This window comes from Pseudomonas sp. MH9.3 (assembly GCF_034354675.1).
GTDB lineage: Bacteria > Pseudomonadota > Gammaproteobacteria > Pseudomonadales > Pseudomonadaceae > Aquipseudomonas.
The window spans coordinates 1,592,389-1,617,838 of record NZ_CP133785.1; the positions used below are offsets into that span (position 1 = coordinate 1,592,389).

Annotated in this window: 21 protein-coding genes and 4 tRNA genes; 7 read left to right on the plus strand and 18 right to left on the minus strand. The window is 59.1% G+C overall.

The genetic code is table 11. The features are described from left to right. Positions 1-40: 40 nt before the first annotated feature. Positions 41-2,080: an NADPH-dependent 2,4-dienoyl-CoA reductase gene (locus tag RHM60_RS06600; protein ID WP_322214006.1), complete on the minus strand. Its 2,040-nt coding sequence runs from the start codon at positions 2,078-2,080 to the stop codon at positions 41-43. 338 nt (positions 2,081-2,418) lie between these two features. Here RHM60_RS06600 and RHM60_RS06605 point away from each other — a divergent pair, with 338 nt between their 5' ends. The 4 genes from RHM60_RS06605 to RHM60_RS06620 all read left to right on the plus strand — a co-directional run bounded on the left by RHM60_RS06605 (position 2,419) and on the right by RHM60_RS06620 (position 7,959). After that, positions 2,419-4,044, plus strand: coding sequence for a methyl-accepting chemotaxis protein (locus tag RHM60_RS06605; protein ID WP_322214007.1), 1,626 nt, complete (start codon positions 2,419-2,421; stop codon positions 4,042-4,044). A gap of 52 nt (positions 4,045-4,096) precedes the next feature. Then, a complete protein-coding gene (locus tag RHM60_RS06610; protein WP_209982997.1) occupies positions 4,097-5,599 on the plus strand; it encodes a putative bifunctional diguanylate cyclase/phosphodiesterase in 1,503 nt (500 codons plus the stop codon). A 190-nt stretch (positions 5,600-5,789) separates the two neighbouring features. After that, entirely contained in the window at positions 5,790-6,920 is a 1,131-nt protein-coding gene (locus tag RHM60_RS06615; protein WP_209982999.1) for a carbon-nitrogen hydrolase family protein, read from the plus strand. Between the two features lie 4 nt (positions 6,921-6,924). Further along, positions 6,925-7,959 (plus strand): AraC family transcriptional regulator, encoded by a 1,035-nt coding sequence (locus RHM60_RS06620; protein ID WP_322214008.1) that lies wholly within the window; start codon positions 6,925-6,927, stop codon positions 7,957-7,959. Between the two features lie 236 nt (positions 7,960-8,195). Here RHM60_RS06620 and RHM60_RS06625 read toward each other — a convergent pair whose 3' ends face one another. The 15 genes from RHM60_RS06625 to RHM60_RS06695 all read right to left on the minus strand — a co-directional run bounded on the left by RHM60_RS06625 (position 8,196) and on the right by RHM60_RS06695 (position 21,655). Continuing rightward, entirely contained in the window at positions 8,196-8,999 is an 804-nt protein-coding gene (locus tag RHM60_RS06625) for a DUF2242 domain-containing protein (RefSeq protein ID WP_322214009.1), read from the minus strand. 158 nt (positions 9,000-9,157) lie between these two features. Then, entirely contained in the window at positions 9,158-9,712 is a 555-nt protein-coding gene (locus RHM60_RS06630) for a GNAT family N-acetyltransferase (RefSeq protein WP_040266313.1), read from the minus strand. 128 nt (positions 9,713-9,840) lie between these two features. Then, positions 9,841-11,367, minus strand: coding sequence for an IS66 family transposase (gene tnpC / locus RHM60_RS06635; RefSeq protein WP_322214010.1), 1,527 nt, complete (start codon positions 11,365-11,367; stop codon positions 9,841-9,843). A 50-nt stretch (positions 11,368-11,417) separates the two neighbouring features. Then, positions 11,418-11,753, minus strand: a complete 336-nt coding sequence (tnpB, locus tag RHM60_RS06640; protein ID WP_322214011.1) for an IS66 family insertion sequence element accessory protein TnpB — start codon at positions 11,751-11,753, stop codon at positions 11,418-11,420. Continuing rightward, the gene (gene tnpA / locus RHM60_RS06645; protein ID WP_322214012.1) at positions 11,750-12,067 is read right to left on the minus strand and encodes an IS66-like element accessory protein TnpA; all 318 of its coding nucleotides are present in this window, start codon (positions 12,065-12,067) and stop codon (positions 11,750-11,752) included. Before tnpA ends, tnpB begins: the two co-directional genes overlap by 4 nt. 186 nt (positions 12,068-12,253) lie before the next feature. After that, complete coding sequence (locus RHM60_RS06650) at positions 12,254-14,128, minus strand: SurA N-terminal domain-containing protein (RefSeq protein ID WP_322214013.1); 1,875 nt, start codon at positions 14,126-14,128, stop codon at positions 12,254-12,256. A gap of 229 nt (positions 14,129-14,357) precedes the next feature. Next, complete coding sequence (locus RHM60_RS06655) at positions 14,358-14,630, minus strand: HU family DNA-binding protein (RefSeq protein ID WP_003174819.1); 273 nt, start codon at positions 14,628-14,630, stop codon at positions 14,358-14,360. Positions 14,631-14,779: 149 nt separating this feature from the next. Beyond that, positions 14,780-17,176 carry an endopeptidase La gene (lon, locus tag RHM60_RS06660; RefSeq protein WP_209983006.1) on the minus strand — a complete coding sequence of 799 codons (2,397 nt, stop codon included), beginning with the start codon at positions 17,174-17,176 and terminating at the stop codon, positions 14,780-14,782. A 172-nt stretch (positions 17,177-17,348) separates the two neighbouring features. After that, positions 17,349-18,632: an ATP-dependent Clp protease ATP-binding subunit ClpX gene (clpX, locus tag RHM60_RS06665; protein WP_003238279.1), complete on the minus strand. Its 1,284-nt coding sequence runs from the start codon at positions 18,630-18,632 to the stop codon at positions 17,349-17,351. Positions 18,633-18,744: 112 nt separating this feature from the next. Continuing rightward, entirely contained in the window at positions 18,745-19,380 is a 636-nt protein-coding gene (clpP, locus tag RHM60_RS06670) for an ATP-dependent Clp endopeptidase proteolytic subunit ClpP (protein ID WP_322214014.1), read from the minus strand. Between the two features lie 91 nt (positions 19,381-19,471). Further along, entirely contained in the window at positions 19,472-20,782 is a 1,311-nt protein-coding gene (tig, locus tag RHM60_RS06675) for a trigger factor (protein ID WP_322214015.1), read from the minus strand. A gap of 395 nt (positions 20,783-21,177) precedes the next feature. Beyond that, positions 21,178-21,253, minus strand: a tRNA-His gene (locus RHM60_RS06680). Positions 21,254-21,329: 76 nt separating this feature from the next. After that, a tRNA-Leu gene (locus tag RHM60_RS06685) sits at positions 21,330-21,414 on the minus strand. A 56-nt stretch (positions 21,415-21,470) separates the two neighbouring features. Further along, positions 21,471-21,546 (minus strand) — tRNA-His (locus RHM60_RS06690). A 32-nt stretch (positions 21,547-21,578) separates the two neighbouring features. Further along, a tRNA-Arg gene (locus RHM60_RS06695) sits at positions 21,579-21,655 on the minus strand. Positions 21,656-21,931: 276 nt separating this feature from the next. Here RHM60_RS06695 and folD point away from each other — a divergent pair. Both folD and pbpG read left to right on the plus strand, forming a co-directional pair. Continuing rightward, a complete protein-coding gene (folD, locus tag RHM60_RS06700; RefSeq protein ID WP_209983010.1) occupies positions 21,932-22,786 on the plus strand; it encodes a bifunctional methylenetetrahydrofolate dehydrogenase/methenyltetrahydrofolate cyclohydrolase FolD in 855 nt (284 codons plus the stop codon). Positions 22,787-22,994: 208 nt separating this feature from the next. Next, on the plus strand, positions 22,995-23,918 hold the full coding sequence (pbpG, locus tag RHM60_RS06705) for a D-alanyl-D-alanine endopeptidase (protein WP_209983012.1): 924 nt from the start codon (positions 22,995-22,997) through the stop codon (positions 23,916-23,918). An 83-nt stretch (positions 23,919-24,001) separates the two neighbouring features. Here pbpG and RHM60_RS06710 read toward each other — a convergent pair whose 3' ends face one another. Next, a complete protein-coding gene (locus tag RHM60_RS06710; RefSeq protein WP_209983013.1) occupies positions 24,002-24,664 on the minus strand; it encodes a peptidase C39 family protein in 663 nt (220 codons plus the stop codon). A gap of 188 nt (positions 24,665-24,852) precedes the next feature. Here RHM60_RS06710 and RHM60_RS06715 point away from each other — a divergent pair, with 188 nt between their 5' ends. After that, positions 24,853-25,020: a hypothetical protein gene (locus RHM60_RS06715; protein ID WP_163001008.1), complete on the plus strand. Its 168-nt coding sequence runs from the start codon at positions 24,853-24,855 to the stop codon at positions 25,018-25,020. Here RHM60_RS06715 and RHM60_RS06720 read toward each other — a convergent pair. Next, positions 25,001-25,405, minus strand: coding sequence for a hypothetical protein (locus RHM60_RS06720; RefSeq protein WP_209983015.1), 405 nt, complete (start codon positions 25,403-25,405; stop codon positions 25,001-25,003). The two genes, RHM60_RS06715 and RHM60_RS06720, sit on opposite strands and share 20 nt — an antisense overlap. Positions 25,406-25,450: the final 45 nt, after the last annotated feature.

The window sequence follows — 25,450 nt, forward strand, 5'->3', positions numbered from 1 at the left end:
GAAAAAGGGGCGGTAGTCTAACACCGCCCCCGCCCGGGTCTTACAGCTCGGCGGCGAGGCGCGAGCCCTGGTTGATGGCGCGCTTGGCGTCCAGCTCGGCCGCCACATCGGCGCCGCCGATCAGGTGCACGTTCTGACCCGCCGCGACCAGACCGTCGTGCAGTTCGCGCAGCGGGTCCTGCCCTGCGCAGATGACGATATTGTCCACCGCCAGCACCTGGGGCTCACCCTCGGCGCCGATGCGGATATGCAGACCGTCGTCATCGATCTTCAAGTACTCGACGCTGTTGAGCATCTGCACCTGCTTGTTCTTGAGCCCCGTGCGGTGGATCCAGCCGGTGGTCTTGCCCAGGCCGTCGCCGACCTTGGAGGCCTTGCGTTGCAGCAGGAAGACTTCACGCGCCGGCAGGTGCGGCTGCGGCTTGATCCCGGCCACGCCGCCACGGGCCTGCAGTTGGGTGTCGATGCCCCACTCCTTCCAGAACGCGTCGCGGTCCAGGCTGGTGGACACACCCTGATGCACAAGGAACTCCGAGACGTCGAAACCGATGCCACCGGCACCGATCACCGCAACGCGTCTGCCCACCGGCTTGCGTTCGAGAATCACGTCCAGGTAGCTCAACACCTTGGCGTGGTCGACTCCCGCAATAGCCGGAGTACGCGGTGCGATACCGGTGGCCAGGATGATTTCGTCATAGCCGCCTGCCGCGAGCTGCGCGACATCCACGCGCGTATTCAGGCGCAGCTCGACCTCGGTGGTTTGCAGCTTGCGCGTGAAGTAACGCAGGGTTTCGAAGAACTCTTCCTTGCCTGGCACACGCTTGGCGATGTTGAACTGGCCGCCGATTTCGCTCGCCGAATCAAACAGCGTCACCTGATGGCCGCGTTCGGCGGCCACGGTGGCAGCGGCCAACCCGGCCGGGCCTGCGCCGACCACGGCGATTTTTTTGCGGTGGGTGGTCGGTAAATAGTTGAGTTCGGTTTCGTAACATGCGCGCGGGTTGACCAGGCAGGTGGTCAGCTTGCCGCCAAAGGTATGGTCCAGGCAGGCCTGGTTGCAGCCGATGCAGGTATTGATCTCATCGGCACGCCCGGCCGCTGCCTTGTTGACGAACTCCGGGTCGGCCAGAAACGGGCGTGCCATGGAGACCATGTCCGCATCGCCCTCGGCAAGGATCTGCTCGGCAATCTCCGGGGTGTTGATGCGGTTGGTGGTGATCAGCGGGATCTGCACCGCGCCACGCAGCTTGGCCGTGACCTTGCTGAACGCACCCCGTGGCACCTTGGTGGCGATGGTCGGGATACGCGCTTCGTGCCAGCCGATGCCGGTGTTGATAATCGTCGCGCCGGCCTGCTCGATGGCCTTGGCCAGTTGCACGATTTCTTCCCAACTGCTGCCACCTTCCACCAGATCAAGCATCGACAGGCGAAAGATGATGATGAAATTCGGGCCGACGGCTTCACGCACCCGACGCACGATTTCCACCGCCAGGCGCATGCGGTTCTCGTAGCTGCCGCCCCAACGGTCGGCGCGGTGGTTGGTGTGGGCGGCGAGGAACTGATTGATGAAGTAGCCTTCGGACCCCATGATTTCCACGCCGTCGTACTCGGCGACCTGGGCCAGCCGCGCGCAGGTGACGAAATCCCGAATCTGTTTTTCGATGCCCTCTTCGTCCAGCTCCCTGGGCTTGAACGGATTGATCGGCGCCTGAATCGCGCTCGGCGCCACCTGCTTGGGGCTGTAGGCGTAACGGCCGGCGTGAAGGATCTGCATGCAGATCTTGCCGCCAGCTGCGTGCACCGCCTGGGTGACGATTCTGTGCTGGTGCGCTTCTTCCTCGGTGGTCAGCTTGGCCGCGCCGGCATACACCCCGCCTTCATCATTCGGACCAATCCCGCCGGTGACCATCAGGCCGACGCCGCCTCGGGCACGCTCGGCGAAGTAAGCTGCCATGCGTTCGAAACCGCCGGGTTTTTCTTCAAGGCCGGTGTGCATCGAACCCATCAGGGTGCGGTTGCGCAAGGTGGTAAAACCCAGGTCCAACGGGGCCAGCAGGTGCGGGTAGGCAACAGCGGTCATGGTACAGCTCCACAACGGATCATCACGGGACGTGAGGTATTCGAATGACACCCCATCGGTTTATGTCCGACAGACTAAGAGGCGATGGACTGCCGCTCAATGACCCAAACTGACAACTTATTGACCGAAATGCACAGCGCCGTATCTGTCACTTCACTGCGCGCCCTGATGTAGCGCCCCTATCAACCCGATCCAATTTGCTGACTTCATTAAACCGCGCGACGCCATCATTCTGCTACCAAGCGGCCATCCGGGATTTGCCTGGAGCCCCTGTCTTCCACCTGTTTAATGCCGCCGTGCATTTACCACGTCCCAATCCTGGCCATCGGAGGCCCCCAATGACTCTCAGATCATTGAATATTGCACGCCGCGCATTCGTCTGCTTTGGCTTGATCACCCTACTGCTGTTCAGTTTCGCCGGTTTTTCCTACGTGCAGATCGGGCACTTGCGCAGCGCCGAGCAGGATATCGAGACCAACTCGCTGCCCAGCATTCAAGTCATCGACGATATTCAAATCGCCTTGCTGCACATCCGCCTTGAAAGCATTCGCATGCTCTCACGCGCGACTGAAGAGGTGCGCGCAGCGTCATTGAACAAGGTTCAAGAGGGTTTGCAGACGCTCACTTCACGCACGGAGTTCTATCGCACCCACCTGATATCGGGTGCCCAGGACCAGGACCAGTTTGAAAAAACCAATCAGGTGATGAACAGCTATATCGAAGGGTTGAATCGCGTCATAGCGCTGGACACGTCCAATCACGAACAGGCAGTGGCGATGGCCAACTCCGAACAGATGCAGCTTGGCAATGACTACCAGGAGCAACTGACGCTGCTGCGCGAGCAAAACGCGCGTCAAGCCGCTGAATCCGGCAAGGAGGCCGGCAACGTGTACGATCACAGCGTCAGCGTCCTGATCGCCGTGCTGCTCGCCGCCGCCATCCTCACCGTCATGCTCGCGACGTTCTTTACCCGCAGTATTGTCCGTCCGATGACCTCATCGCTGCGGTTGGCAGAGGACATTGCCGAGGGCGACTTGACCCATGGGCTTGAGGTCAGTGGCTCGGATGAAGCCTCGCGCCTGATGAACGCACTCAACCTGATGCGCGAAAATCTGCGCAACACGATTCTGGAAATCTCGGGAGCCTCCGCCCAATTGAGCACGGCAGCGGTGGAGATGACCGCGATCACCGAGAATGCCGATCGCACGTTGCAACAGCAGAACAGCGAAATCGAACAGGCAGCAACGGCCGTTAACGAGATGAGCGCTGCCGTTGAGGAAGTCGCCAGGAACGCCACTTCCACCTCCGAGGCCGCCCAGCAGTCGAGCCTGTCGGCAGACCTGGGGAACACGCGTGTGAACGAAACGCTGATCGCCATGCAAAACCTGACGGGCCTGGTTGAATCGTCTTCGGATCAAGTCAAGGTGCTGGCCGGGCAGGCACAGGACATCAGCAAAGTCTTGAGCGTTATCCGTGCCATTGCCGAACAGACCAACTTGCTGGCATTGAACGCGGCCATCGAAGCCGCGCGCGCAGGCGAACAAGGACGCGGATTTGCGGTGGTGGCCGATGAAGTACGGGCGTTGGCGCATCGCACACAAACCTCGACCGAAGAAATCGAGCACATGATCACTGCGATCCAGGTAGGCTCACGCGCAGCCGTCGACTCAATGAGCAAAAGCACATCACAGGTTCACAACACCCGAGACACGGCCGAACAGGCAGGCCAGTCCCTGCGCCAGATCACCGATTCGGTGCTTGAAATCAATGATCGAAACCTGCAGATTGCGACCGCGTCCGAGGAACAGGCCCACGTTGCACGTGACGTTGACCGCAGCTTGATCAGCATCCGTGACCTTGCCATTCAGAGCAGCGAGGGTACTCGCCAGACCTTGACCGCGAGCAACGAGCTCTCACGTCTGTCCGTCAACTTGAACGGGCTGGTGCTGCGCTTTAAAACCTGACGCGCTGCCCGGCACACGCCACCTTGTTCATTGCCCTTACAGGATTGAAAAAATGCCCAATTCCTTATCCGAGTTGACTGAACAAGCGCGTGTGCCCGAGGTGGATGAGGTGCTCGACAGCATCGTGGCCATGGTGTCGGCGCATTTTGCGGCGCCGACTGATGCAGGCAGACGCACGCCGATGAGCGAGCAGGACAACCTGTTTTTGCATAACGCCGCCGCAGTCGCCGCCGCGCGTCTGGACTTCATTCACGACAGGCACTTCGTCGATGCGCTGACCGGGCTGCCCAATCGCGCGTGTTTTGAACGCGACGTTGCCAGAGAAGCGGCAGGCCTGCCGCAACGTCTGGCCATACTGGTCGAGCCATTGACCGCATTCGGCATGGACAGGCTGGTGAAAGCCCTGGGCCTGGACTGTTTCGTCGAGTTCATGCTGGGGGTAAAAAATGTACTCGCCGCTGTACTGCCCGGGCATGCACGCCTGTATCGCGCCGGCACGCTGAGCTTCGCCGTGCTGATGGAGGATGGCCCCGAGGTTGACCTGCCCGCACTTATCCAGCGACTCACCGCCGCTCTGGCGCAGCCCGTGCACTTCCAGAATGTGCCGGTGTTCGCCGACGTGGGCATCGGCGTGCTCAGGATCGGCCCCAGCGCCTTGCCCCCTGTCGATAACGTGCGGCTGATGGCCAGCGTGACTGACACGGCACGGCGCTCCGAGCACCGGTGGCTGTATTACGACGCCACCATCGATGCCCACGCACAGCGCAGTGCAATGCTGCTTCACTCGATCGAGTCCGCATTGCTCGCGCCGGACCAGCTACGCCTGGAATATCAGCCTCGAATCAATCTGGCCGACAAACGCTGTGACTCGGTCGAGGCGCTTTTGCGCTGGACGCACCCGGTACTGGGAGAAATCGGGCCGGCCGAATTCATCGGCCTGGCGGAGACCACCGCCGCCATCCGGCATATCACCAGTTGGGTGGTGAGAAACGTGTGCAAGCAGATAGACGCGTGGCGGAGCCAGGGTCTGCACCTGAACGTGTCGCTCAATGTGTCGTCGATAGACCTGACCGATGGCCAACTGATTGATGAGCTGACCCACTCACTGGCGCAGTTCAACCTGGCGCCGCAATGCATTGAACTGGAGTTCACCGAAAGCGTGCTGATTCCCGACTTCGACGCCGTCCAGCACCAGCTCATGCGCCTGCACCGGTTGGGTGTGGCCATCGCCATCGACGACTTTGGCAGCGGCTACAGCAACTGGCGGTACCTGCGGGACATCCCGGCCAAAAGCGTCAAGCTCGACCGCTCGCTGCTGGTGGATCTGCGGCCCGACACCAGCAATTGGCATATCGTCAAAGGCATCATCAGCCTGGCGCGAAACCTCAATCTCACCGTGGTGGCCGAGGGCGTGGAAACCCTGTTGAACTACCGGCTCTTGCGTGACTGGCAGTGCCATCAGGGCCAGGGCTATTTCTTCTGCAAACCCCTGTCGCCCGACGCCCTGCGTGAATGGATAGCCGGCGGGCAAGCCTTTGCGGGCGGCAAAGAATAAAGCCGGGCAGGAACCAAGCCGGACGATCCGGTTCCAACGCGCAGGCGTCAACATTGGCGAAACTGCCGTCGGTGCCAGGAAAAAGCTGCGCATCGCCCCAATAATTCCTGTAACCCGCCGACTCTGTGTATCCTCATTCGCACTTCAGTCGAAAATTCATGCCCCGTCCCAGGTTCGTTGTCCGTTATCCATGCGTAAACTCTTAGCCCTCACCGTCACCATGGCCCTGGTTGCCGCCCTCACCGCCTATCTGGTCTGGACCCAGGATCGCCCTGTGGCGCATTACCTGTCGGACCTGCGCATCAATGTCGCCGTCAACCAGGGCCAGCCTGCCGACCGGGGCAACCTGCTGGGCATCCAGCCGGAGCTGTTCCCCGCCGATTACCAGAGTGTGGAGCGCCTGCACCTGAAACTCGCAGCCTATCTGCAAAAGGCGCGCGACCAGGGCTTTATCAACGACAAAACCATCGTGGTCATGCCCGAACATATCGGCACCTGGCTGATGCTCGGCGGCGAAAAAAACGAGTTGTACCAGGCCACGCATTGGCAGGACGCGATGAGCTGGCTGTCGCTCAGCAACCCGCTGTCGTTCGCGCGGGCATGGATCAGCGCCACCGGCGACAACCGCATGAACGACGCGTACCTGCGCATGAAAGCCGAAACCATGGCGCGCGACTATCAATTGCTGTTCGGCGGGTTGGCCAAGGAGTTCGGTGTAACCCTGGTGGCCGGTTCCATCGCCCTGCCCAACCCGACTATCAGCCAGGGACAACTGCAGGTCGGCCATGGCGCGCTGTATAACGCCAGCGTGGTATTCGCCGCCGACGGCCTGGCAGTGGGCCAGCCACAACGCCAGTTCTACCCGATCTACGACGAGCGCGGCTTTATCGAGCCGGGCGATGAAAACATCGTCAGCGTGGTCGACACCCCGGCCGGGCGCCTGGGCATCCTGATCGGCAGCGACAGCTGGTACCCCGACAACTACCGCAAGCTCAACGAACAAGGCGCGCAACTCATCGCGGTGCCGGCCTATGTGATCGGTCGGGATACCTGGGACCGCCCATGGCGCGGTTTCAAAAGCGTGTCCACCCCCACGGAAATCAGCCTCAAGCCCGAAGAACTCAGCGAGGGTCAGGCCTGGCATCGCCTGACGCTGATCAGCCAGCAACCGATCAGCCAGGCCACCGCCGGCATGAGTGTGTTCCAGCGTGGACAGTTCTGGGACCTGGGCAGCTCCGGCCAGAGCTTTTTGAGCAGCAACGGCCAGGTGTTTGCCGACGGCAGTGCCCGTGGCGCACGCCTGCTGAATATCTGGCTGTAACAGCGTGAAGCCGGTGCGCCTTGGGGACTTGTCGGTCGGCTTCGTGCACAGCCTGGCCGACGCGATCCAAAGCCATGGCCTTGATCCGCAACCGCTGCTGCTGCAATACGGATTTGACCCGGCGCGCCTCGCTGAGGCCGGCGCACGCTTGTCGATCCCGCGCTACATGCGCCTGGGCCATGCGGCCATCCAACTCACCAACGACCCGGGGCTGGGCCTGCGCATGGGCAGGCTCAGCCGGCTGAATCAGACGGGCCTGGCGGGCGTCACCGCAGCCCAGGCGCCTACGGTGCGCGAGGCCGCTCGCACGCTCACGCGCTTCGAAGCGTTGTACGGCTCCAACTATCGAGGGCAGTCGAGCTTTCACGAAGATGCCGATGGCGCGTGGCTACGGTTCTATTCCATCAGCCCTTACAACGCCTATAACCGCTTTGTGGTGGACTCGATCATTGCCGGCTGGCTGCAGCAATTGTCGAGCCTGGCGCAACAGCCCGTGCAAGCGCAGCGCATCGACATCGAATTCGACGCGCCGGACTACCACGAACAATACAGCGTGTTGGCGGACGGCCCGATCCACTTTGGCGCCGAGGCCAACCAACTGCGACTGAGCCAACAGAGCCTGGCGCTGCGCAACCCACAGCATTGCCCTAGTACCTGGCAGCTGTTGCTGCAACTGTGCGAAAGGGAATTGGAGCAGCTTACACGCACACGCAGCCTGCGCGAGCGCATCACCCGTTTGCTCGGGCCAATGCTCAATGGCGGCCGGGAACCCGACCTTGAAGAAGTGGCGGCACGCTTGCAACTGCCGACCTGGACACTGCGGCGCAAACTGGCCGACGAAGGCACTCAATTTCGCGCCATTCTCAACGACACTCGCCGCGACCTGGCCATGACCTACATTCGCGATACGGAACTGGCATTTGGCGAGATCGCCTACCTGCTCGGTTTTGCCTCGGCCCAGGCGTTTCAACGGGCCTTCAGGCGCTGGAACAACCAGACCCCAGGGGAATTTCGCCGCAGTCAGCGGCATTCCGCCTGAAGTCGGGGGTTACAACTCGGTGGCGTCGTCGACCGGATCCAGTGGATCCAACTCAAAGGCCTGATACTCCAGCAGTTCTTCCTGATAATCGTCCATGGTGGGCTCCTTTTTGAATGGACAGCGATGACAGGTTAATGACCTGTATCACCAGCCTAAAGTGCCGTCATGACGAAAAAAAGGCAACACCGTGAAGTTCCTGCACTTCAGGATGTGCGGCTTTCCACTGTATACAAGGCTCAAGGCTGCGTTGGCAGCGGCGGAATCGCCTCCGTGGGCGCGGGCAGGTTTGGATTGGTCGGCGCAGGTGCCGGCTCGGTTGCAGGCGCCGCCGCCGGTTCTGCCTGCGGCGCAATCGGCGCTGCCTCAGGTGGCGGAGCGAGCGGCTGCGACGCGGGCGGCTCTTGATTCGGCGTTTCGACCTTCTCGGCTGTCGGTGTCGCCAACGGCGCAGCCTTGGGTTCCGGCATGCCCAGGTCTGCCTTGGGCGTCTCCGGAATGTGCGCCGCCTTTTTCACTTCCTGGGGCAGGAACACGTCCACCAGCGCAAAGTAGCGGTCATAGAACTTGGGCGCTGAAACCGTCTCACTCGCCACTTTCACCATCGAGTCGTCGGTGGAGCCGATAGGCATCGACACCGAGCCCAGCACGCCCACGCCGAGGCTCGCAGAGTTGTTGACCTTCTTCAGCGCGTAGCGGTCCTGCAAGGCGTTGGCGAACATCGTCGAATGCTTGCCACTGCCATCATCGGCGCACACTACGTTGAAGCTGATCTGCAGGTGCGTCTCGCCGGTCTGCTGAAAGCTCTTGTTGCCCACCACCAACTTCGGATCGCTGCTGGTGATGATATAGCCCTGGCTGAGCAATGCACGCCGGGCGGCTTCGCACGCGGCGACGTCGCTGACCGGGTAATCACGGGAAAACGTGCCGGAGTCGTCGAAGTTCTCATGCTCATAAATAGCGGTCTTGGGTGACGAGCAGCCCGCAGCGCCCGCCAGCACCAACGCCAGCCCGAGGCCACGCAAGTGAAATGATATCGACATCGAAAATCCTGAGAAAAACAGTCCGGCCGGTATTGTGCAACAGAACGGTCTCCGGGCGCGCGCATTCCTGTCAGGAAAAATTCCAGGGCCCTCACACATCGGTAAGCGTCTGGACATCCCGCCTTGCGGAATTGAGTCAACATGCATGGCGGCTTGCTTTATTGAGCTTGCGGGCCATGAGGGCTAACCAGCGACCTCAAGACATGGTCTTCCCAGACGCCAGCAATTTTCAAATAGTCTCGCGCATATCCCTCTTTTTCAAAACCCAGTGCCTCCAAAACTCGTTCACTTCGCACATTGCTCGGCAAATGATTGGCCATGATTCGGTGTAGGCCCATTTGCTCAAAGCAGTAGCGGTTGGTAACTTTGAGCATCCGTTTCATTAAGCCTTGGCCTTGGAAACTTTCAGCTAGCGAAAAGCCGAGATTACATGCCTGGAACACTCCCCTGACGATATTTGTGTAGCTACACCGGCCTAGTACCTTTTCGCCCTGAGATTCCAGCATGAGAAAATAAAATGAATTACCGGCCTCCATGCTCTCAACCTGGCGCGTGACCCTGTCAGCGGCGCTCTCAATGGTGAAAAACTGCTCGTCCCTCAAGGGTTCCCAAGGACGCAGATGGTTTCGATTCGACTTTTCGTAAAGGTGGATCAGCTCAAAATCGTTGCGTTTCAATGCTCGAAGGAAATAGCCCTCATCCGAGTACACCATTTTGTTCTCCAGTTCATTAGTCGATGGGTTTAACTGCATAGTCCCAAACCGCGTTTTGGGGCGAAACCGTCTCATGTTCAGCGGTCTTGCCGATCAACGTATCCGTCAAGGCATCACGCCTTTAATAACTAAACCGGCACCCACTGATGCGGCAGCAGCAGCCCGATCTTGCTGGCCCGTTGCGTTGGCAACTGTGTCAGCACATCCTTGAGATAAGCATACGGATCATGCCCGTTGATGCGCGCCGACTGGATTAGGCTCATGATCGCGGCCGCCCGCTTGCCGCTGCGCAGCGACCCTGCAAACAACCAGTTCGACCGCCCAAGCGCCCACGGCCGGATCAAGTTCTCGATCTGGTTGTTGTCGATGGGCACAGCACCATCTGCCAGGTAGCGCGTCAGCGCTACCCAGCGTTTGAGACTGTAATCCAGAGCCTTCGCTGTAGCCGACCCCTCGGGCACAAGTTCACGCTGGGCCAGCATCCACTCATGTAGCTTTTCAGCGATGGGCACTGCTGTTTCCTGGCGTAATCGCCAACGGTCTTCGTCGCTCATTTCCCTGGCGTGTCGCTCGACTTCGTAAAGCCCGCCAATCGAGTGAAGCGCCTGCTCCGCCAATTGGCTTTTATTGGCTACATGCAAGTCAAAGAACTTACGGCGTGCATGGGCCATGCAGCCGATCTCGGTGATGCCCAGCTCAAAGCTGGCCTTGTAGCCGGCAAAGTCATCACAGACCAGCTTCCCGTTCCAGGTGCCCAAGAAGTTACGCGCATGTTCACCGGCACGGCTGGGGCTGAAGTCGTAGACCACGGCCTTGAGGGCCGAGAATGGCGTAGTGCTGTAGGCCCAGACATAAGCGCGGTGGGTTTTCTTCTCGCCGGGCGCGAGCATTTGTACCGGCGTTTCATCGGCGTGAACCACGCGCTGGGCCAGTACCACTTCGCGCATCGCATCGACCAGCGGCTGAAGCTGTACGCCGGTTTGGCCCACCCACTGCGCCAGGGTCGAACGTGGTATTGCCAGGCCGGCACGGCCGAAGATCTTTTCCTGTCGATAAAGCGGCAGGTGATCGGCGAATTTGGCCACCATCACGTGCGCCAGCAGGCCGGCGGTGGGGATGCCCTTGTCGATCACCTGCGGGGGTACCGGCGCCTGGATCAGCGTTTCGCACTGCCGGCAGGCCCATTTCCCACGCACATGCTGTTTGACGGTGAACACGCCCGGCGTGTAGTCCAGTTTCTCGCTGACGTCTTCACCGATGCGCTGAAGCTGGCAGCCGCAAGCACACTGAGTATTGTCCGGCTCGTGATGGATCACAGTGCGCGGGAACTGCGACGGCAACGGCGCACGCTTGGGTTGCTGGCGTGGTTCTGCCTGTGCGGGAGCGGGATGAAGTGCTTTTAACTCGGCCTCGATGGCTTCTAGGTCGGTATTGAGCAGGTCATCGAGCAAGCTGCCTTGCGCCGGACTGATCTGTTCGCTGCGCTTGGCGAACTTGTGGCGTTTAAGGATGGCGATTTCGTGAGTGAGCTGCTCGATGATCGTTTCATCGCGATGGATCTTTCGGCTCTGGGTGTCGACCTTGGACATCAACTGCGCAGCCAGCGTGCGCAGTTGTTCGGGGGTCATTTGGTCGAGATCGGGCAAGGAAGTCATGGTGTGGATTTTACCAAAGCAGCCCGACTGCTTCAGCTAAAAGGCAGCATTTAAAGCAATGTAATTGCGCCGCCCGCACCGACTCGTTGCCAGGGTAATCCAAGTACCAACGCCTGGAGTTGTTCGGGGTCGAGTTCGACCTCCGTTCCACGATGGATGCCTGGCCAATGAAACTTACCTTGGTTCAACCGCCGCGCCGCCAGCCAGATACCGACGCCGTCGTGCATCAGGACTTTCATGCGGTTGGCCCGGCGGTTGGCAAAGAGGTAAGCGCAGTGCGGCTTCGCCGCACCGAACACCGTGACCACTCTGGCCAATGCAGTCTCAGTGCCGGCGCGCATGTCCATGGGCTCGGTGGCGAGCCAGATGGCATCGACGCGAATCATTGGGCCAGGCCACGAACGAAACACGCGCAGCCGTCCGGATCCGAGGCTGGCCACTTTACGGTGATGGATTTATCACCCAAAGGCAGCGAGATGATCACCATCTCTTCTGTTGCTCGCCTTGGTACTGCTTTAACCGGAACGAAAGCCGGCAAAGTTGCAGGCGATTGATCTCGGTAAGTCGGTAGCCACTTGCGGATCACGTTGGCGTTGATGCCGTGATGGATGGCTACGCTAGAAATTGTCGCCCCAGGTTGCAGGCATTCCTGGACGACCTGGGCTTTGAATGGTTTGGGATAAGAGCTTCGTTGGCACATGGAAATCCTGGCGATAAGGGCAATCGCGTCCGCTTATGAATACGCGGACACCATCGCCCTTAATGCTGGAGTTCGGTAGGTGTGTTCGCCGCCCGCTTACACACATCGGCGCTTCAATATTGGATCAATAGGCGCAAAAAAAGACCCCGGCCTTTTCAGGACGGGGTCTTTTTGTTCAAGCCTACATCAGTACTTCTTGATGTCCGCCTGCGCTTCCAACTGCTTGCGGTACGCAGCAAAGTCCTGCTGACCAACACGGGAAGCGAGGAAACGACGGTATTGCGCCTTTTCTTCATCCGTTGGGGCAGCCGCTTCGTTGACACCGTTCAAGCGCACCAGCACCAGGCTGCCGTCAGCCAGGGTCACGGTGGTGAAGGACGGCTTGTCCTTGGCCGCAGGCTTGGGCATGCGGAACAGGGCCTGCAACACAGCCGGGTCAATCCCTTCCTGGCTACGGGTAGCCGCTTCGGTGACTTTCCAGGCCTGACCATCAATAGGCTGGTTCAGCGCGGTCTTGCCATCACGCAGGCTGGCGATCAACTCGTCGCCGTGGGTTTTGGCAGCGGCGATTGCGCGCTCCTTGGTCATCTGTGCACGGATCGCGTCAGACACTTTTTCCAGCGGCAGTTGCGCAGGCTTCAGGTGTTCCTTGGCGCGCAGCACGATAATGGTTTCAGGGTCCAGCTCGATGGCGCTGCTGTTGGCGCCTTCATCCAGCACTTCCGGGCTGAACGCAGCAGTTACCACGGCACGGTTGGCTGCAACACCTTCGCCACCTTCACGGCCAAACGGCGCAGACGTGTGCACAGTGAGCTTCAGGTCCGACGCCGGCTGGGCCAGGTCGGAGGCTTCGAAGGCCGCATCTTCCAATTGCTTGGTGGCTTCGACATAACGCTGTTCAACCTGCTGGGTCTTCAGCTCGCGGGTCAGCTTGTCTTTCAGACTGGCAAACGTCGGCACCTGAGGTGCTTCAACGCCCAGCAGCTTGATCAGGTGCCATCCGAACGCACTGCGTACCGGCGCCGAAACCTGGTCCTTGTTCAAGGCGTACAAGGCCGTTTCGAAGTCCGGATCGTAGACGCCAGGGCCGGCAAAGCCCAGATCGCCGCCATTGTTGGCCGAACCTGGATCCTGGGAGAACTCCTTGGCCAGCGCCTCGAATTTCTCGCCCTTGGCCAGGCGTGCCTGGATCTCTTCAATCCTGGCCTTGGCCTGTGCCTCGGTGACCTTGTCGTTGACTTCAATCAGGATATGCGCGGCACGACGCTGTTCAGCGAGGTTGGCGATTTCTTTCTGATAGGCCGCCTGCAGCTCATCATCCTTGACCGTAACCTGGTCGAAGAAAGACGACTTCTTCAGCTCCAGATAGTCGATGACCACCTGGTCCGGCGTCATGAACTCCTTGGCGTGCTGGTCGTAATAGGCCTTGACCTCGTCGTCGGTGAGTTTCACCGCCGCAGGGTCAGCCTTGATGTTGACGGTGGCGAAGTCGCGGGTCTGTTTTTCCAGTCGGGCGAATGCCAGCACTTGGGCGTCAGTCACGAAACCACTGCCGGCGATGCCTGCGCGAACCTGGCCGATCAGCATTTCCTGAGTCAGCATCTGACGGAACTGCATCCGGGTATAGCCCAGTTGACGGATCACCTGGTCAAAGCGCTCGGCGCTGAACTTGCCGTCCACCTGGAATTCCGGTGTCTGCAGGATCACCTGGTCCAGAGCCGCTTCAGAGAAGCCGAACTTGGAATCCGCCGCGCCTTGCAGCAGCAGCTTGCGATCGATCAAGCCCTTGAGCGCCGCTTCGCGCAGCAGTTTCTCGTCGAGCATGGAAGCGTCGAAATCCTTGCCCAGCTGTTGCATCAGCTGGCGCCGTTGCATGTCGACAGCCTGGCTCAGCTCAGTCTGGGTGATTTCATCACCGTTGACCTTGGCCACGTCCTGCTTGGTGTTGGTCGAGGCCTGGAAAATGGCCTCGATACCGGTGAACGCCATCAATGCGACGATGATCCCGATAATGGTCTTGGCAATCCAGCCTTGTGAATTGTCCCTGATATTTTGCAGCATGCGTCCCCCAGAAACGGTTGAACTTCAAAAATTGGCAACCGTGGAGCGTGGGTAGAATCCGGATAGAAGAAAGGCGCATCCGAGGATGCGCCTTCTCGTAACTGGCGGAGCGGACGGGGGTTTGAACCCACACCCCCGGCGTGCGACCCAATGGATACGTGGGTCAGCTGCCGCTCCGCTGCCAGGCCAGACCTGCGTCTGGCCCGGGTAGGCAAGGCGTGAACGAAGCTTAGTTAACCGCTTCTTTCAGGGCTTTACCGGCTTTGAAACCTGGTTTCTTGGCAGCAGCGATTTGCAGTGCTTTGCCGGTCTGTGGGTTACGGCCAGTGCGAGCTGGGCGATCAGTCACGGAGAAAGTACCGAAGCCTACCAGTACCACGGAGTCGCCAGCCTTCAGAGCGCCAGTGACGGATTCGATTACTGCGTCCAGCGCACGGCCGGCAGCAGCTTTCGGGATATCAGCGGATGCAGCGATAGCATCAATCAGTTCCGACTTGTTCACTCTAAGTCCCCTTATATATCTATTGAGTATGATTCTAAGTTTTTTTGTAACAGCAAAAAACGGTGCTGAATGGCCTACAGACACTTAAGAGCCGCTTTATAACAAGGGCTCTAAAAAGCTGTCAAGGAAACCCCCAAGGCTTCAACACATTAATGCGTGCTAATTCTTTCCTTGGAATCAGACTCGCGTTTTTCATCCTTGGCGACTATCTCCGGAGCCACATCCGGCAAGGGCTCCGGCGCGTATTGCAGCGCAATTTGCAGGACTTCGTCAATCCATTTAACCGGTTTAATCTGAAGATCCTGCTTGATATTGTCAGGAATTTCCTTCAAGTCGCGAACATTCTCTTCAGGAATGATCACGGTCTTGATGCCACCCCGGTGTGCCGCGAGCAATTTCTCTTTAAGGCCACCAATGGCCAGCACCTGACCGCGAAGGGTAATTTCCCCGGTCATGGCCACATCGGCACGCACCGGAATGCCGGTCAGAGCCGATACCAACGCGGTGCACATGCCTACGCCAGCGCTGGGGCCGTCTTTCGGGGTCGCGCCTTCCGGCATATGGATGTGAGTGTCGTGCTTCTCGTGGAAGTCCAGAGGGATCCCCAGGCTGCGAGCGCGGCTGCGCACCACGGTCTGCGCGGCCGTGATGGACTCGACCATCACATCCCCCAGGGAGCCGGTCTTGATCAACTGACCCTTGCCCGGAATGACCGCCGCTTCAATGGTCAACAGTTCGCCGCCCACCTGGGTCCATGCCAGCCCGGTCACCTGGCCAACCTGATCCTGCTGCTCGGCCAGGCCATAGCGGAATTTACGCACACCGAGGAAGTGCTCCAGCGAGTCGGACGAAACCTTCACCGAGAAGCGTTTTTCCAGCGCATGTTCCTTCACCGCCTTGCGGCAGATCTTCGCGATCTGGCGCTCAAGACCCCGTACACCGGCCTCGCGGGTGTAGTAACGCACGATGTCGCGGATTGCCTCGACCTCGAACTCGATCTCGCCTTTTTTCAGACCATTGGCCGACGTTTGCTTGGGCGCAAGGTACTTGACCGCGATGTTGATCTTCTCGTCTTCGGTGTAACCCGGCAGACGAATCACCTCCATCCTGTCCAGCAGCGCCGGCGGAATGTTCATGGAGTTGGAGGTGCACAGGAACATGACGTCGGACAGGTCGTAGTCGACTTCGAGGTAATGGTCATTGAAGTTGTGGTTCTGCTCGGGATCAAGCACTTCCAGCAACGCCGACGCCGGATCGCCACGCATGTCGCTGCCCATCTTGTCGATTTCATCAAGCAGGAACAGCGGGTTACGCACCCCGACTTTCGTCATCTTTTGAATCAATCTTCCTGGCATCGAACCGATGTAGGTACGGCGATGACCACGAATTTCCGCTTCATCACGCACGCCGCCAAGCGCCATGCGCACAAATTTACGATTGGTGGCACTGGCGATCGACTCGGCCAGGGACGTTTTACCCACGCCAGGCGGACCGACCAGACACAACACCGGACCGCGAATCTTCTTCACACGCTTTTGCACGGCGAGGTATTCGAGGATGCGCTCCTTGACCTCTTCGAGGCCGTAGTGGTCGGCATCCAGGATTTCTTCGGCACGGGTCAAATCCAGACGCACCTTGGTCTGGGCCTTCCACGGCACCTGCACCAGCCAGTCAATGTAGGACCGCACCACGGTGGCTTCAGCCGACATCGGTGACATCTGCTTGAGCTTGTTCAGCTCGGCGGTCGCCTTGGTCAACGCATCCTTGGGCAGGCCGGCGGCATCGATACGCTTTTTCAGCTCTTCGATTTCGTTGTGGCCTTCCTCGCCGTCGCCGAGCTCTTTCTGAATGGCCTTCATCTGCTCATTCAGGTAGTACTCGCGCTGGCTACGCTCCATCTGCTTCTTCACGCGGCCACGGATGCGTTTCTCGACCTGCAGCAGGTCGATTTCCGCATCCAGCAGCGCCAGCACGTGCTCGACACGGGCCGACAGATCGATGATTTCGAGGATGTCCTGCTTCTGCTCGATCTTCAACGCCATGTGCGCAGCCATGGTGTCGACCAGGCGGCTCGGCTCATCGATGCTGTTGAGGGACGACAACACTTCAGCCGGGACTTTCTTGCCCAACTGCACATACTGCTCGAACTGCGAGAGCAGGCTGCGTACGAATACTTCGGACTCGCGCTCAGGCGCTTCGACTTCGTCGATCAGCGCCACTTCAGCGCGCAGGTGACCGTCCACTTCCATGAAGCGCTCGACCGCACCGCGCTGCTCGCCTTCCACCAGCACCTTGACGGTGCCATCAGGCAGCTTGAGCAATTGCAGGACAGTGGCAATGGTACCGACGCGATACAGGGCGTCTTCGCCCGGATCATCATCAGCAGGATTTCTCTGGGCCAACAGCAGGATCTGCTTGTCGCCCGTCATCGCGGCCTCGAGGGCTTCGATAGACTTCTCGCGCCCCACGAACAGCGGGATAACCATGTGCGGATAGACGACGACATCACGCAACGGCAGGAGAGGCAATTCAATGGTTGTCTTCATGATTTCGCCTCTATGACAGTTGAAAAATAAGCATGAAACCAAGATGGGGGCTGCATGCAAAAAAAACAAGCTTATTGCCAGCAGTTAAACGCAGTAAACGCTCGCAGGTAAAAACCCAGCCAAAACAAAGGGGCCCCTGGAGGCCCCTTGTTTGCATCGCGGCTGCAAACGCTTACGCGTCTGGCGCAGCCTTGGCAGTCGGCTCACTGTTTTCATAGATATACAGTGGCTTGGACTTGCCTTCTATAACGCTTTCGTCGATCACCACTTTACTCACTTCGGACTGCGAAGGGATCTCGTACATGGTGTCGAGCAACACGCCTTCGAGAATCGAGCGCAGACCACGAGCGCCGGTCTTGCGCTCAAGTGCCCGCTTGGCCACCGATTTGAGCGCGTCGGTACGGAACTCCAGGTCTACACCTTCCATCTCGAACAGCTTGGCGTACTGCTTGGTCAGGGCGTTTTTCGGCTCGGTGAGGATCTGAATCAAAGCAGCCTCGTCCAGCTCGTCCAGCGTGGCCAGGACCGGCAGACGACCAACGAATTCCGGAATGAGACCGAACTTGACCAGATCGTCAGGCTCGACTTCACGCAGGGACTCGCCCACCTTCTTGCCTTCTTCCTTGCTGCGTACTTCTGCACTGAAACCGATGCCGCCACGGGTGGAACGCTGCTGGATAACTTTCTCCAGCCCCGAAAATGCACCGCCACAGATGAACAGAATGTTGCGCGTATCCACCTGAAGGAATTCCTGCTGCGGGTGCTTGCGGCCGCCTTGTGGCGGTACGGAAGCAACCGTGCCTTCGATCAGCTTCAACAGGGCCTGCTGCACGCCTTCACCGGAAACGTCCCGGGTGATCGACGGGTTGTCGGACTTGCGCGAAATCTTGTCGATTTCGTCGATGTAGACAATACCCATCTGGGCCTTTTCCACATCGTAGTCGCACTTCTGCAGCAGCTTCTGAATGATGTTCTCGACGTCCTCACCCACGTAGCCAGCCTCAGTGAGGGTGGTGGCGTCGGCAATGGTAAACGGAACGTTCAGCAGGCGGGCCAGGGTCTCTGCAAGCAGGGTCTTACCCGAGCCTGTAGGACCGATCAGCAGGATGTTGCTCTTGCCGAGTTCGACTTCGTCGCCTTTCTTGTCACGCTGGTTCAGACGCTTGTAGTGGTTGTACACCGCTACGGCCAGAACCTTCTTTGCACGCTCTTGACCGATGACATACTGGTCAAGGATGCCGCTGATTTCTTTAGGCGATGGCAATTTATGCGCGCTGCTTTCGGCCTGGGCTTCCTGCACCTCCTCGCGGATGATGTCATTGCACAGGTCGACGCACTCGTCGCAGATAAAGACCGAGGGACCGGCAATCAATTTGCGTACTTCATGCTGGCTTTTGCCACAGAAGGAGCAATAGAGCAGCTTGCCGTTGTCCTCGCCGTTGCGGGTGTCAGTCATTCGTTCGATCCAAATCCGATAGGCTTGCAACACAAGATGAAGGCTTATGCGGGCTTTTTCAAGCCCGCCGATGATCGGACAAACCGATCAGCCTTGTTTTGCGCTGCTTATATTAGGCTGGGCGCTTTTCGATCACGGCGTCGATCAACCCGTACGCACGTGCGGCTTCGGCGCTCATGAAGTTGTCGCGATTGGTGTCGCGCTCGATTTCTTCCAGGGTGTGACCGCTGTGCTTGGCCATCAGCGTATTGAGGCGCTCGCGGATAAAGAGAATCTCCTTGGCGTGGATTTCGATGTCCGACGCCTGGCCCTGGAAACCACCCAGTGGCTGGTGAATCATCACACGCGAGTTCGGCAGGCAGAAACGCTTGCCCTCGGCACCCGCGGTCAGCAGGAAGGCGCCCATGCTGCAGGCCTGGCCGATACAGGTCGTCGACACGTTCGGCTTGATGAACTGCATGGTGTCGTAGATCGACATGCCCGCCGTCACCGAACCGCCTGGGGAGTTGATGTACAGATGGATGTCCTTGTCCGGGTTTTCCGCTTCAAGGAACAGCAGCTGCGCACAGATCAGGTTGGCCATGTAGTCCTCTACCGGACCCACCAGAAAGATTACTCGCTCCTTGAGCAGGCGCGAGTAGATGTCGTAGGCGCGTTCGCCACGAGCGGACTGCTCGACAACCATCGGGACCAGGCCGCCTGCGGCCTGGACATCAGAGTTCTGCTGAATATAGGAATTACGGAACATGCTCTGCAGTTACTCCCAAATAGTCATGTCTTGAAAACGCATAAGCCAGCGCGAGGCTGGCTTATGGTTGAATTTCCAACGAGTTGGACAATCAGTCGGCTTGTGCTGCTTCCGCCGGCTTGACTGCTTCTTCGTAAGAGACCGTCTTGTCGGTCACCTTAGCCTTCTGCAGAACAGTATCCACAACTTGTTCTTCCAGCACAACCGAACGTACTTCGTTCAGTTGCTGGTCGTTCTTGTAGTACCACGACACAACCTGCTCAGGCTCCTGGTAGGCCGAAGCCATTTCCTGGATCATCTCACGCACGCGGTCTTCATCAGGCTTGAGGTCGAATTGCTTGACCACTTCAGCCACGACCAGACCCAGTACAACGCGACGCTTGGCTTGCTCTTCGAACAGCTCGGCCGGCAGTTGGTCAGGCTTGACGTTGCCGCCAAACTGTTGAACAGCCTGTACGCGCAGACGGTCCACTTCGTTGGACAGCAGAGACTTTGGCACTTCGATCGGGTTGGCGGCCAGCAGACCGTCCATGACCTGATTCTTGACCTTGGACTTGATAGCCTGACGCAGCTCGCGCTCCATGTTCTTGCGAACTTCGGTGCGGAAGCCTTCGATGCCGGATTCCTTGATACCGAATTGAGCGAAGAACTCTTCGTTCAGCTCAGGCAGCTTTGGCTCGGACACGGTGTTGACCGTGACGGTGAACTCGGCGGCTTTGCCGGCCAAATCCAGGTTCTGGTAGTCAGCCGGGAATTCCAGGTTCAGCACGCGCTCTTCGCCGGCCTTGGCGCCAACCAGACCGTCTTCAAAACCCGGGATCATGCGGTTGGAGCCCAGCACCAGCTGAGTACCCTTGGCGGAGCCGCCAGCGAATGCTTCGCCGTCAACCTTGCCCACGAAATCGATGTTCAACTGGTCTTCGTTCTGGGCGGCACGTTCGGCCACTTCAAAACGGGTGTTCTGCTTGCGCAGGATGTCGAGCATGTTGTCCAGGTCGGCATCAGCCACTTCGGCACTCAGGCGCTCGATTTCGATACCGTCGAAACCGGCAACTTCGAACTCCGGGAACACTTCAAATACGGCAACGTATTCCAGGTCCTTGCCCGCTTCCAGGGACTTGGGCTCAATGGAAGGCGAGCCAGCCGGATTCAGCTTTTGTTCAACCACAGCTTCGTAGAAGGAAGCCTGGATCACGTCACCTACCGCTTCCTGACGCGCATCAGCACCAAAACGGCGCTTGATTTCGCTCATTGGCACTTTGCCTGGACGGAAACCAGCGATCTTGGCTTTTTGGGCGGTCTGCTGCAGACGCTTGTTGACCGCAGTCTCGATACGCTCAGCCGGCACGGTGATGCTCATGCGGCGCTCGAGAGCAGTAGTATTTTCAACAGAAACTTGCATGGATATTCCTCGTTGCACAGACATTAGCCGGCCATTTCCGACCCCAATCAAGGGCATGCATTCTAGTGGGTCAAACTCAAGAAGTCACCCTGCTGAAAATGCGCGCGAAAACAGCCGCCGTTTTATCGGTACGAAGGCACTGACGGACTTCGCCCCGGTGACAAATACAGCCAATCGCGCCAGAGCTCTGCGCCGCCTCTTCTATATAGCAAAGAGGCCATTCATCTCCCTGACGACCCTCCCTGCTGACAGGGACGGCAGGCAGCGCGGCATCATCGAGACACAAAAACGATGAAGCGCCCTGCCCTTGCGACCCAATACCTGCAGCCGCCGAATTCTCGAACCGCCAAAACCAAAAAAGGCGCCAGACTGTTAAATCTGGCGCCTTTCGAATATGGGGTGGACGAAGGGGATCGAACCCTCGACAACGGGAGTCACAATCCCGTGCTCTACCAACTGAGCTACGCCCACCATCTAGCATCGACGAAGCACTCAAACAACTTCTTCGTCTGGCCTCATCAAGCCCAGTGGCTCGATGACGCTTGATTGGTGCGGATGAAGAGACTCGAACTCTTACGCCTCGCGGCGCTGGAACCTAAATCCAGTGTGTCTACCAATTCCACCACATCCGCGCTTGCAGCTCTTAAAGCAAAGGCGCCAGATGGTTAATCTGGCGCCTTTCAAAATATGGGGTGGACGAAGGGGATCGAACCCTCGACAACGGGAGTCACAATCCCGTGCTCTACCAACTGAGCTACGCCCACCATCTAGCGCTACTTGTGCCAAAGCTGCCTAATGGCGCACCCGGCAGGACTCGAACCTGCGACCATCCGCTTAGAAGGCGGATGCTCTATCCAGCTGAGCTACGGGCGCCTTATTAATCTGTACTCTTGGAGGATTACAAACTAAGTGCTTTCCAGCCTTGCAGAACAACGATTCTGCTCGACCTTCTTAACCAGTGCTAGGCTGTGCCCGACAAGTGCGACGAATAGTATAGAGGGCCCGGAAACCCGTCAAATCTTTTTTGAAAAAAACTGATTTTATTTAAGGGCTTAGGGCAATTTGCGGACCAAGCGCCTTTGCCCTCACGCCTCGGCGTGCGAGAATGCGCGCACTTTTCTTCCCCCTCTCGATGGTTAATCACGCGTAATGACTGCACAACTTATCGACGGCAAATCAATCGCCGCCAGCCTGCGCCAGCAGATCGCCAAACGCGTCACCGAGCGTCGCGAGCAAGGCCTGCGCACGCCGGGCCTCGCGGTGATCCTGGTGGGCAGCGATCCTGCCTCTCAGGTTTATGTCTCGCACAAGCGTAAAGACTGTGAAGAGGTCGGCTTTATTTCCAAGGCCTACGACTTGCCCAGCGACACCACTCAACAGGCGCTTACCGACCTGATTGACGGCCTCAACGACGACCCGCGCATCGACGGCATCCTGCTGCAACTGCCACTGCCCGAACACCTGGACGCGTCCAAACTGCTCGAACGCATCCGCCCGGACAAGGACGTCGACGGCTTCCATCCTTATAACGTCGGTCGTCTGGCCCAGCGTATCCCGCTGCTGCGCCCGTGCACCCCGAAAGGCATCATGACGCTGCTCGAAAGCACCGGGGTCGACCTCTACGGTCTCGACGCGGTAGTGGTTGGCGCCTCGAATATCGTTGGTCGCCCGATGGCGATGGAGCTGTTGCTGGCCGGCTGCACCGTGACCGTTACCCACCGGTTCACCAAGGATCTGGCCGGCCATGTCGGTCGTGCCGACCTGGTCGTGGTCGCCGCCGGCAAGCCGGGCCTGGTGAAAGGTGAGTGGATCAAGCCAGGCGCCATCGTTATAGACGTGGGCATCAACCGTCAGGACGACGGCAAGCTGGTGGGCGACGTGGTGTATGACACCGCCCTGCCCCGCGCCGGCTGGATCACGCCGGTGCCGGGTGGCGTAGGGCCGATGACCCGCGCCTGCCTGCTCGAGAACACGCTGTACGCCGCAGAGACCCTGCACGGCTAATAACCTTGCGGACTGAAAAAGCCCTGCGTTATCGCGGGGCTTTTTATTGCCTGCTGAAAAACTGTTTTTTGTTATTTTTTAAGCACTTTCGTCTGGTTCTGGAAGAACATTCGACAGTTATCCATCCATACTCCTAGAATGTAACGTCATTTTTCTTACCAGCCGTTTCCCCAGCGGTCTTTCATTACTTTTTAGCGAGTTCACCCGCGTGAAAATTCGTCTTTCTCTCGTCAGTCTTTTTTTCGCTTTGACCGGCACATTCGCCCACGCCGCCGAAACCACCCAGGCCCCGCGTGACACCTCCAAACTGCAGATCGCTTCCGGCAGCGCCATGCTGGTGGACTTGCAAACCAACAAAGTCATCTATTCCAGCAACCCCGATGTGGTGGTACCCATCGCCTCGGTGAGCAAGCTGATGACCGGCCTGATCGTGCTGGAAGCCAAGCAGAACATGGACGAGTACATCGATATCAACATCACCGACACGCCGGAGATGAAAGGCGTGTTCTCCCGCGTGAAGATCGGCAGCCAGATGCCGCGCAAGGAAATGCTGCTGATCGCCCTGATGTCCTCGGAAAACCGCGCCGCCGCGAGCCTGGCGCACCACTATCCTGGGGGTTACGCGGCCTTTATCGCGGCGATGAATGCCAAGGCCAAGGCGCTGGGCATGACCAGCACCCATTATGTGGAGCCCACCGGCCTGTCGATCCACAACGTGTCGACCGCCCGCGACCTGAGCAAGCTGTTGGCCGCCGCACGGCATTACCCGCTGCTCAGCCAGTTGAGCACCACCAAGGAAAAGACCGTGTCGTTCCGCAAGCCCAACTACACCCTGGGCTTCTCCAACACCGACCACCTGATCAACCGCGCCAATTGGGACATCAAGCTGACCAAGACCGGCTTCACCAATCAGGCCGGCCACTGCCTGGTACTGGTGACCAGCATGGGCAACCGCCCGGTGTCACTGGTGATCCTGGATGCGTTCGGCAAATTCACCCACTTTGCCGATGCCAGCCGTATTCGCAACTGGGTCGAGACCGGCAAGAGCGGTTCGGTGCCGGATGTGGCACTGCGCTACAAGGCTGACAAGAATCTGAAAAGTCGCCCGAATGCGGCGCACGTGCAGCGCTGAATAACGCAGCAGGCGCCAATGTGAAGCAGCTCCAACGGTGGGACGGGGCTGGCTCCCCCCACCGTTATTTGCATGCCAACCGTCTATTTGTGTTCGGCCAACACTTTGAGCGCCTGGGCCGCTGCCTGCTCCTGCCCGGCCTGGGCGGTGGCATTGGCGGCGTCGCGCCAGCGCTGCGCATCGACATTCGCCGGCAACTGACTCGGGCGCTGGGTCAGGATTGCCCAACTCCCGGCGCTGTTCCATTTCGATTCGAAATCGCTGAAGTCCATCAACAGGCGCCGGTTCATGCCCGAACGCAGCAACACCGTGCTCTTCTGCTGGTTGAAGCCGACCACCACCACGTACCGCGCGTCCGACCACAGCCCGCCACCCAGGCGCGCCATCACCGGGTAACCCGCCGCCACCTGCGCCAGCACCGCCGTCAGCCTGGCATCCAGCGGGTACACCATCAGCCCGTATTCACGCGCCAGCACCTGCATGTTGCGCGCAAGGTCCGCCTCGGCGCCGGGCAAGTGCAACGGTTTATCCAACAGCCCCGGTGTCATGACAATGCCTTGTTGCGACAGCATGCTGGCTAATGCCGTGGGACCGCTTTGATAGGCCTCGCTGCGAAAGGTCGGCACGCCGTTGAGTTCGACGCGTTCCGGCAGGCCCGCGAGCTTCGAGGGGTGCGACGAACACGCCGCCAGCCCCAATGCACAGGCCAGCAACAAGGTGGGTTTCAGGTTCGAGGGTAAGCGCAATTTTCTACTCTCTTGTTCAACCGCCGATGAGGGCTCAAATCATAGCCCAATCACGCGCTCACCACGGCCGTGGTTATAGCAAACGAGTTGGACGCCATGACCATTGGTCAATAACAGGCAACCGCCACGTCGCTACACTGTCAACCAAGAAGACCGAGTGTGCCCCGTGCGGGCGAGAGGAGGCCGGAATGAGCCTTGTAACAACCATTGCGATGTTGATCTGCGGTTGGCTGGCGGTAGCCGCCGCCATGTTGTGGGGGGTATTGCGCATTGCCCGTCGGCACCATCACCCCCACGCCACCCCCGTAAAACCGCAAAAGGCGCGGTGCGCCACGCCTAGCCAGGCATGCAACTGAAGTCCTGAGTCGCCGCTACCTCCTTGCCGTGCCCATCCATCAGGGCTGCGCGCACGGCGGTGCCCAGGCTGGACTCCACCAGCGTGTAGTGCTCACCCGCCTTGAAATGCCTGTACTCGACCCGGCCCTGGCAGTCCTGCTGATTGTCGTCGCCCGCCGGCTCCTCGAATAACGTCACGTCGAGCCGATGGTCCCCCGGTGTCACTTCGAAAAAGCGCCCGTCGTCCACGCGCTTGCCGTCCACCCGCTCGGCCATCAGGTCATTCGGCGTCTCTTCCTTCAGGCCGATCCACGCATCGCCCGGATCCGCCTTGGGGACAGGGCCCGCGCAGGCCGACAGCAATACGGCGACAACAGGAATCAAGTACAGCGTTTTCAATGACATGACAAAGCTCCGAAAAAGACAGTTGCGATGGGCAACAAGCTTGAA

Bases quoted from the DNA above. Each gene is read 5' to 3' on its own strand.
- RHM60_RS06600 (WP_322214006.1), bottom strand. From the start codon at position 2,080: ATGACCGCTGTTGCCTACCCGCACCTGCTGGCCCCGTTGGACCTGGGT.
- RHM60_RS06605 (WP_322214007.1), top strand. From the start codon at position 2,419: ATGACTCTCAGATCATTGAATATTGCACGCCGCGCATTCGTCTGCTTT.
- RHM60_RS06610 (WP_209982997.1), top strand. From the start codon at position 4,097: ATGCCCAATTCCTTATCCGAGTTGACTGAACAAGCGCGTGTGCCCGAG.
- RHM60_RS06615 (WP_209982999.1), top strand. From the start codon at position 5,790: ATGCGTAAACTCTTAGCCCTCACCGTCACCATGGCCCTGGTTGCCGCC.
- RHM60_RS06625 (WP_322214009.1), bottom strand. From the start codon at position 8,999: ATGTCGATATCATTTCACTTGCGTGGCCTCGGGCTGGCGTTGGTGCTG.
- RHM60_RS06630 (WP_040266313.1), bottom strand. From the start codon at position 9,712: ATGGTGTACTCGGATGAGGGCTATTTCCTTCGAGCATTGAAACGCAAC.
- tnpC (WP_322214010.1), bottom strand. From the start codon at position 11,367: ATGACTTCCTTGCCCGATCTCGACCAAATGACCCCCGAACAACTGCGC.
- tnpB (WP_322214011.1), bottom strand. From the start codon at position 11,753: ATGATTCGCGTCGATGCCATCTGGCTCGCCACCGAGCCCATGGACATG.
- tnpA (WP_322214012.1), bottom strand. From the start codon at position 12,067: ATGTGCCAACGAAGCTCTTATCCCAAACCATTCAAAGCCCAGGTCGTC.
- RHM60_RS06650 (WP_322214013.1), bottom strand. From the start codon at position 14,128: ATGCTGCAAAATATCAGGGACAATTCACAAGGCTGGATTGCCAAGACC.
- lon (WP_209983006.1), bottom strand. From the start codon at position 17,176: ATGAAGACAACCATTGAATTGCCTCTCCTGCCGTTGCGTGATGTCGTC.
- clpX (WP_003238279.1), bottom strand. From the start codon at position 18,632: ATGACTGACACCCGCAACGGCGAGGACAACGGCAAGCTGCTCTATTGC.
- clpP (WP_322214014.1), bottom strand. From the start codon at position 19,380: ATGTTCCGTAATTCCTATATTCAGCAGAACTCTGATGTCCAGGCCGCA.
- tig (WP_322214015.1), bottom strand. From the start codon at position 20,782: ATGCAAGTTTCTGTTGAAAATACTACTGCTCTCGAGCGCCGCATGAGC.
- folD (WP_209983010.1), top strand. From the start codon at position 21,932: ATGACTGCACAACTTATCGACGGCAAATCAATCGCCGCCAGCCTGCGC.
- RHM60_RS06715 (WP_163001008.1), top strand. From the start codon at position 24,853: ATGAGCCTTGTAACAACCATTGCGATGTTGATCTGCGGTTGGCTGGCG.
- RHM60_RS06720 (WP_209983015.1), bottom strand. From the start codon at position 25,405: ATGTCATTGAAAACGCTGTACTTGATTCCTGTTGTCGCCGTATTGCTG.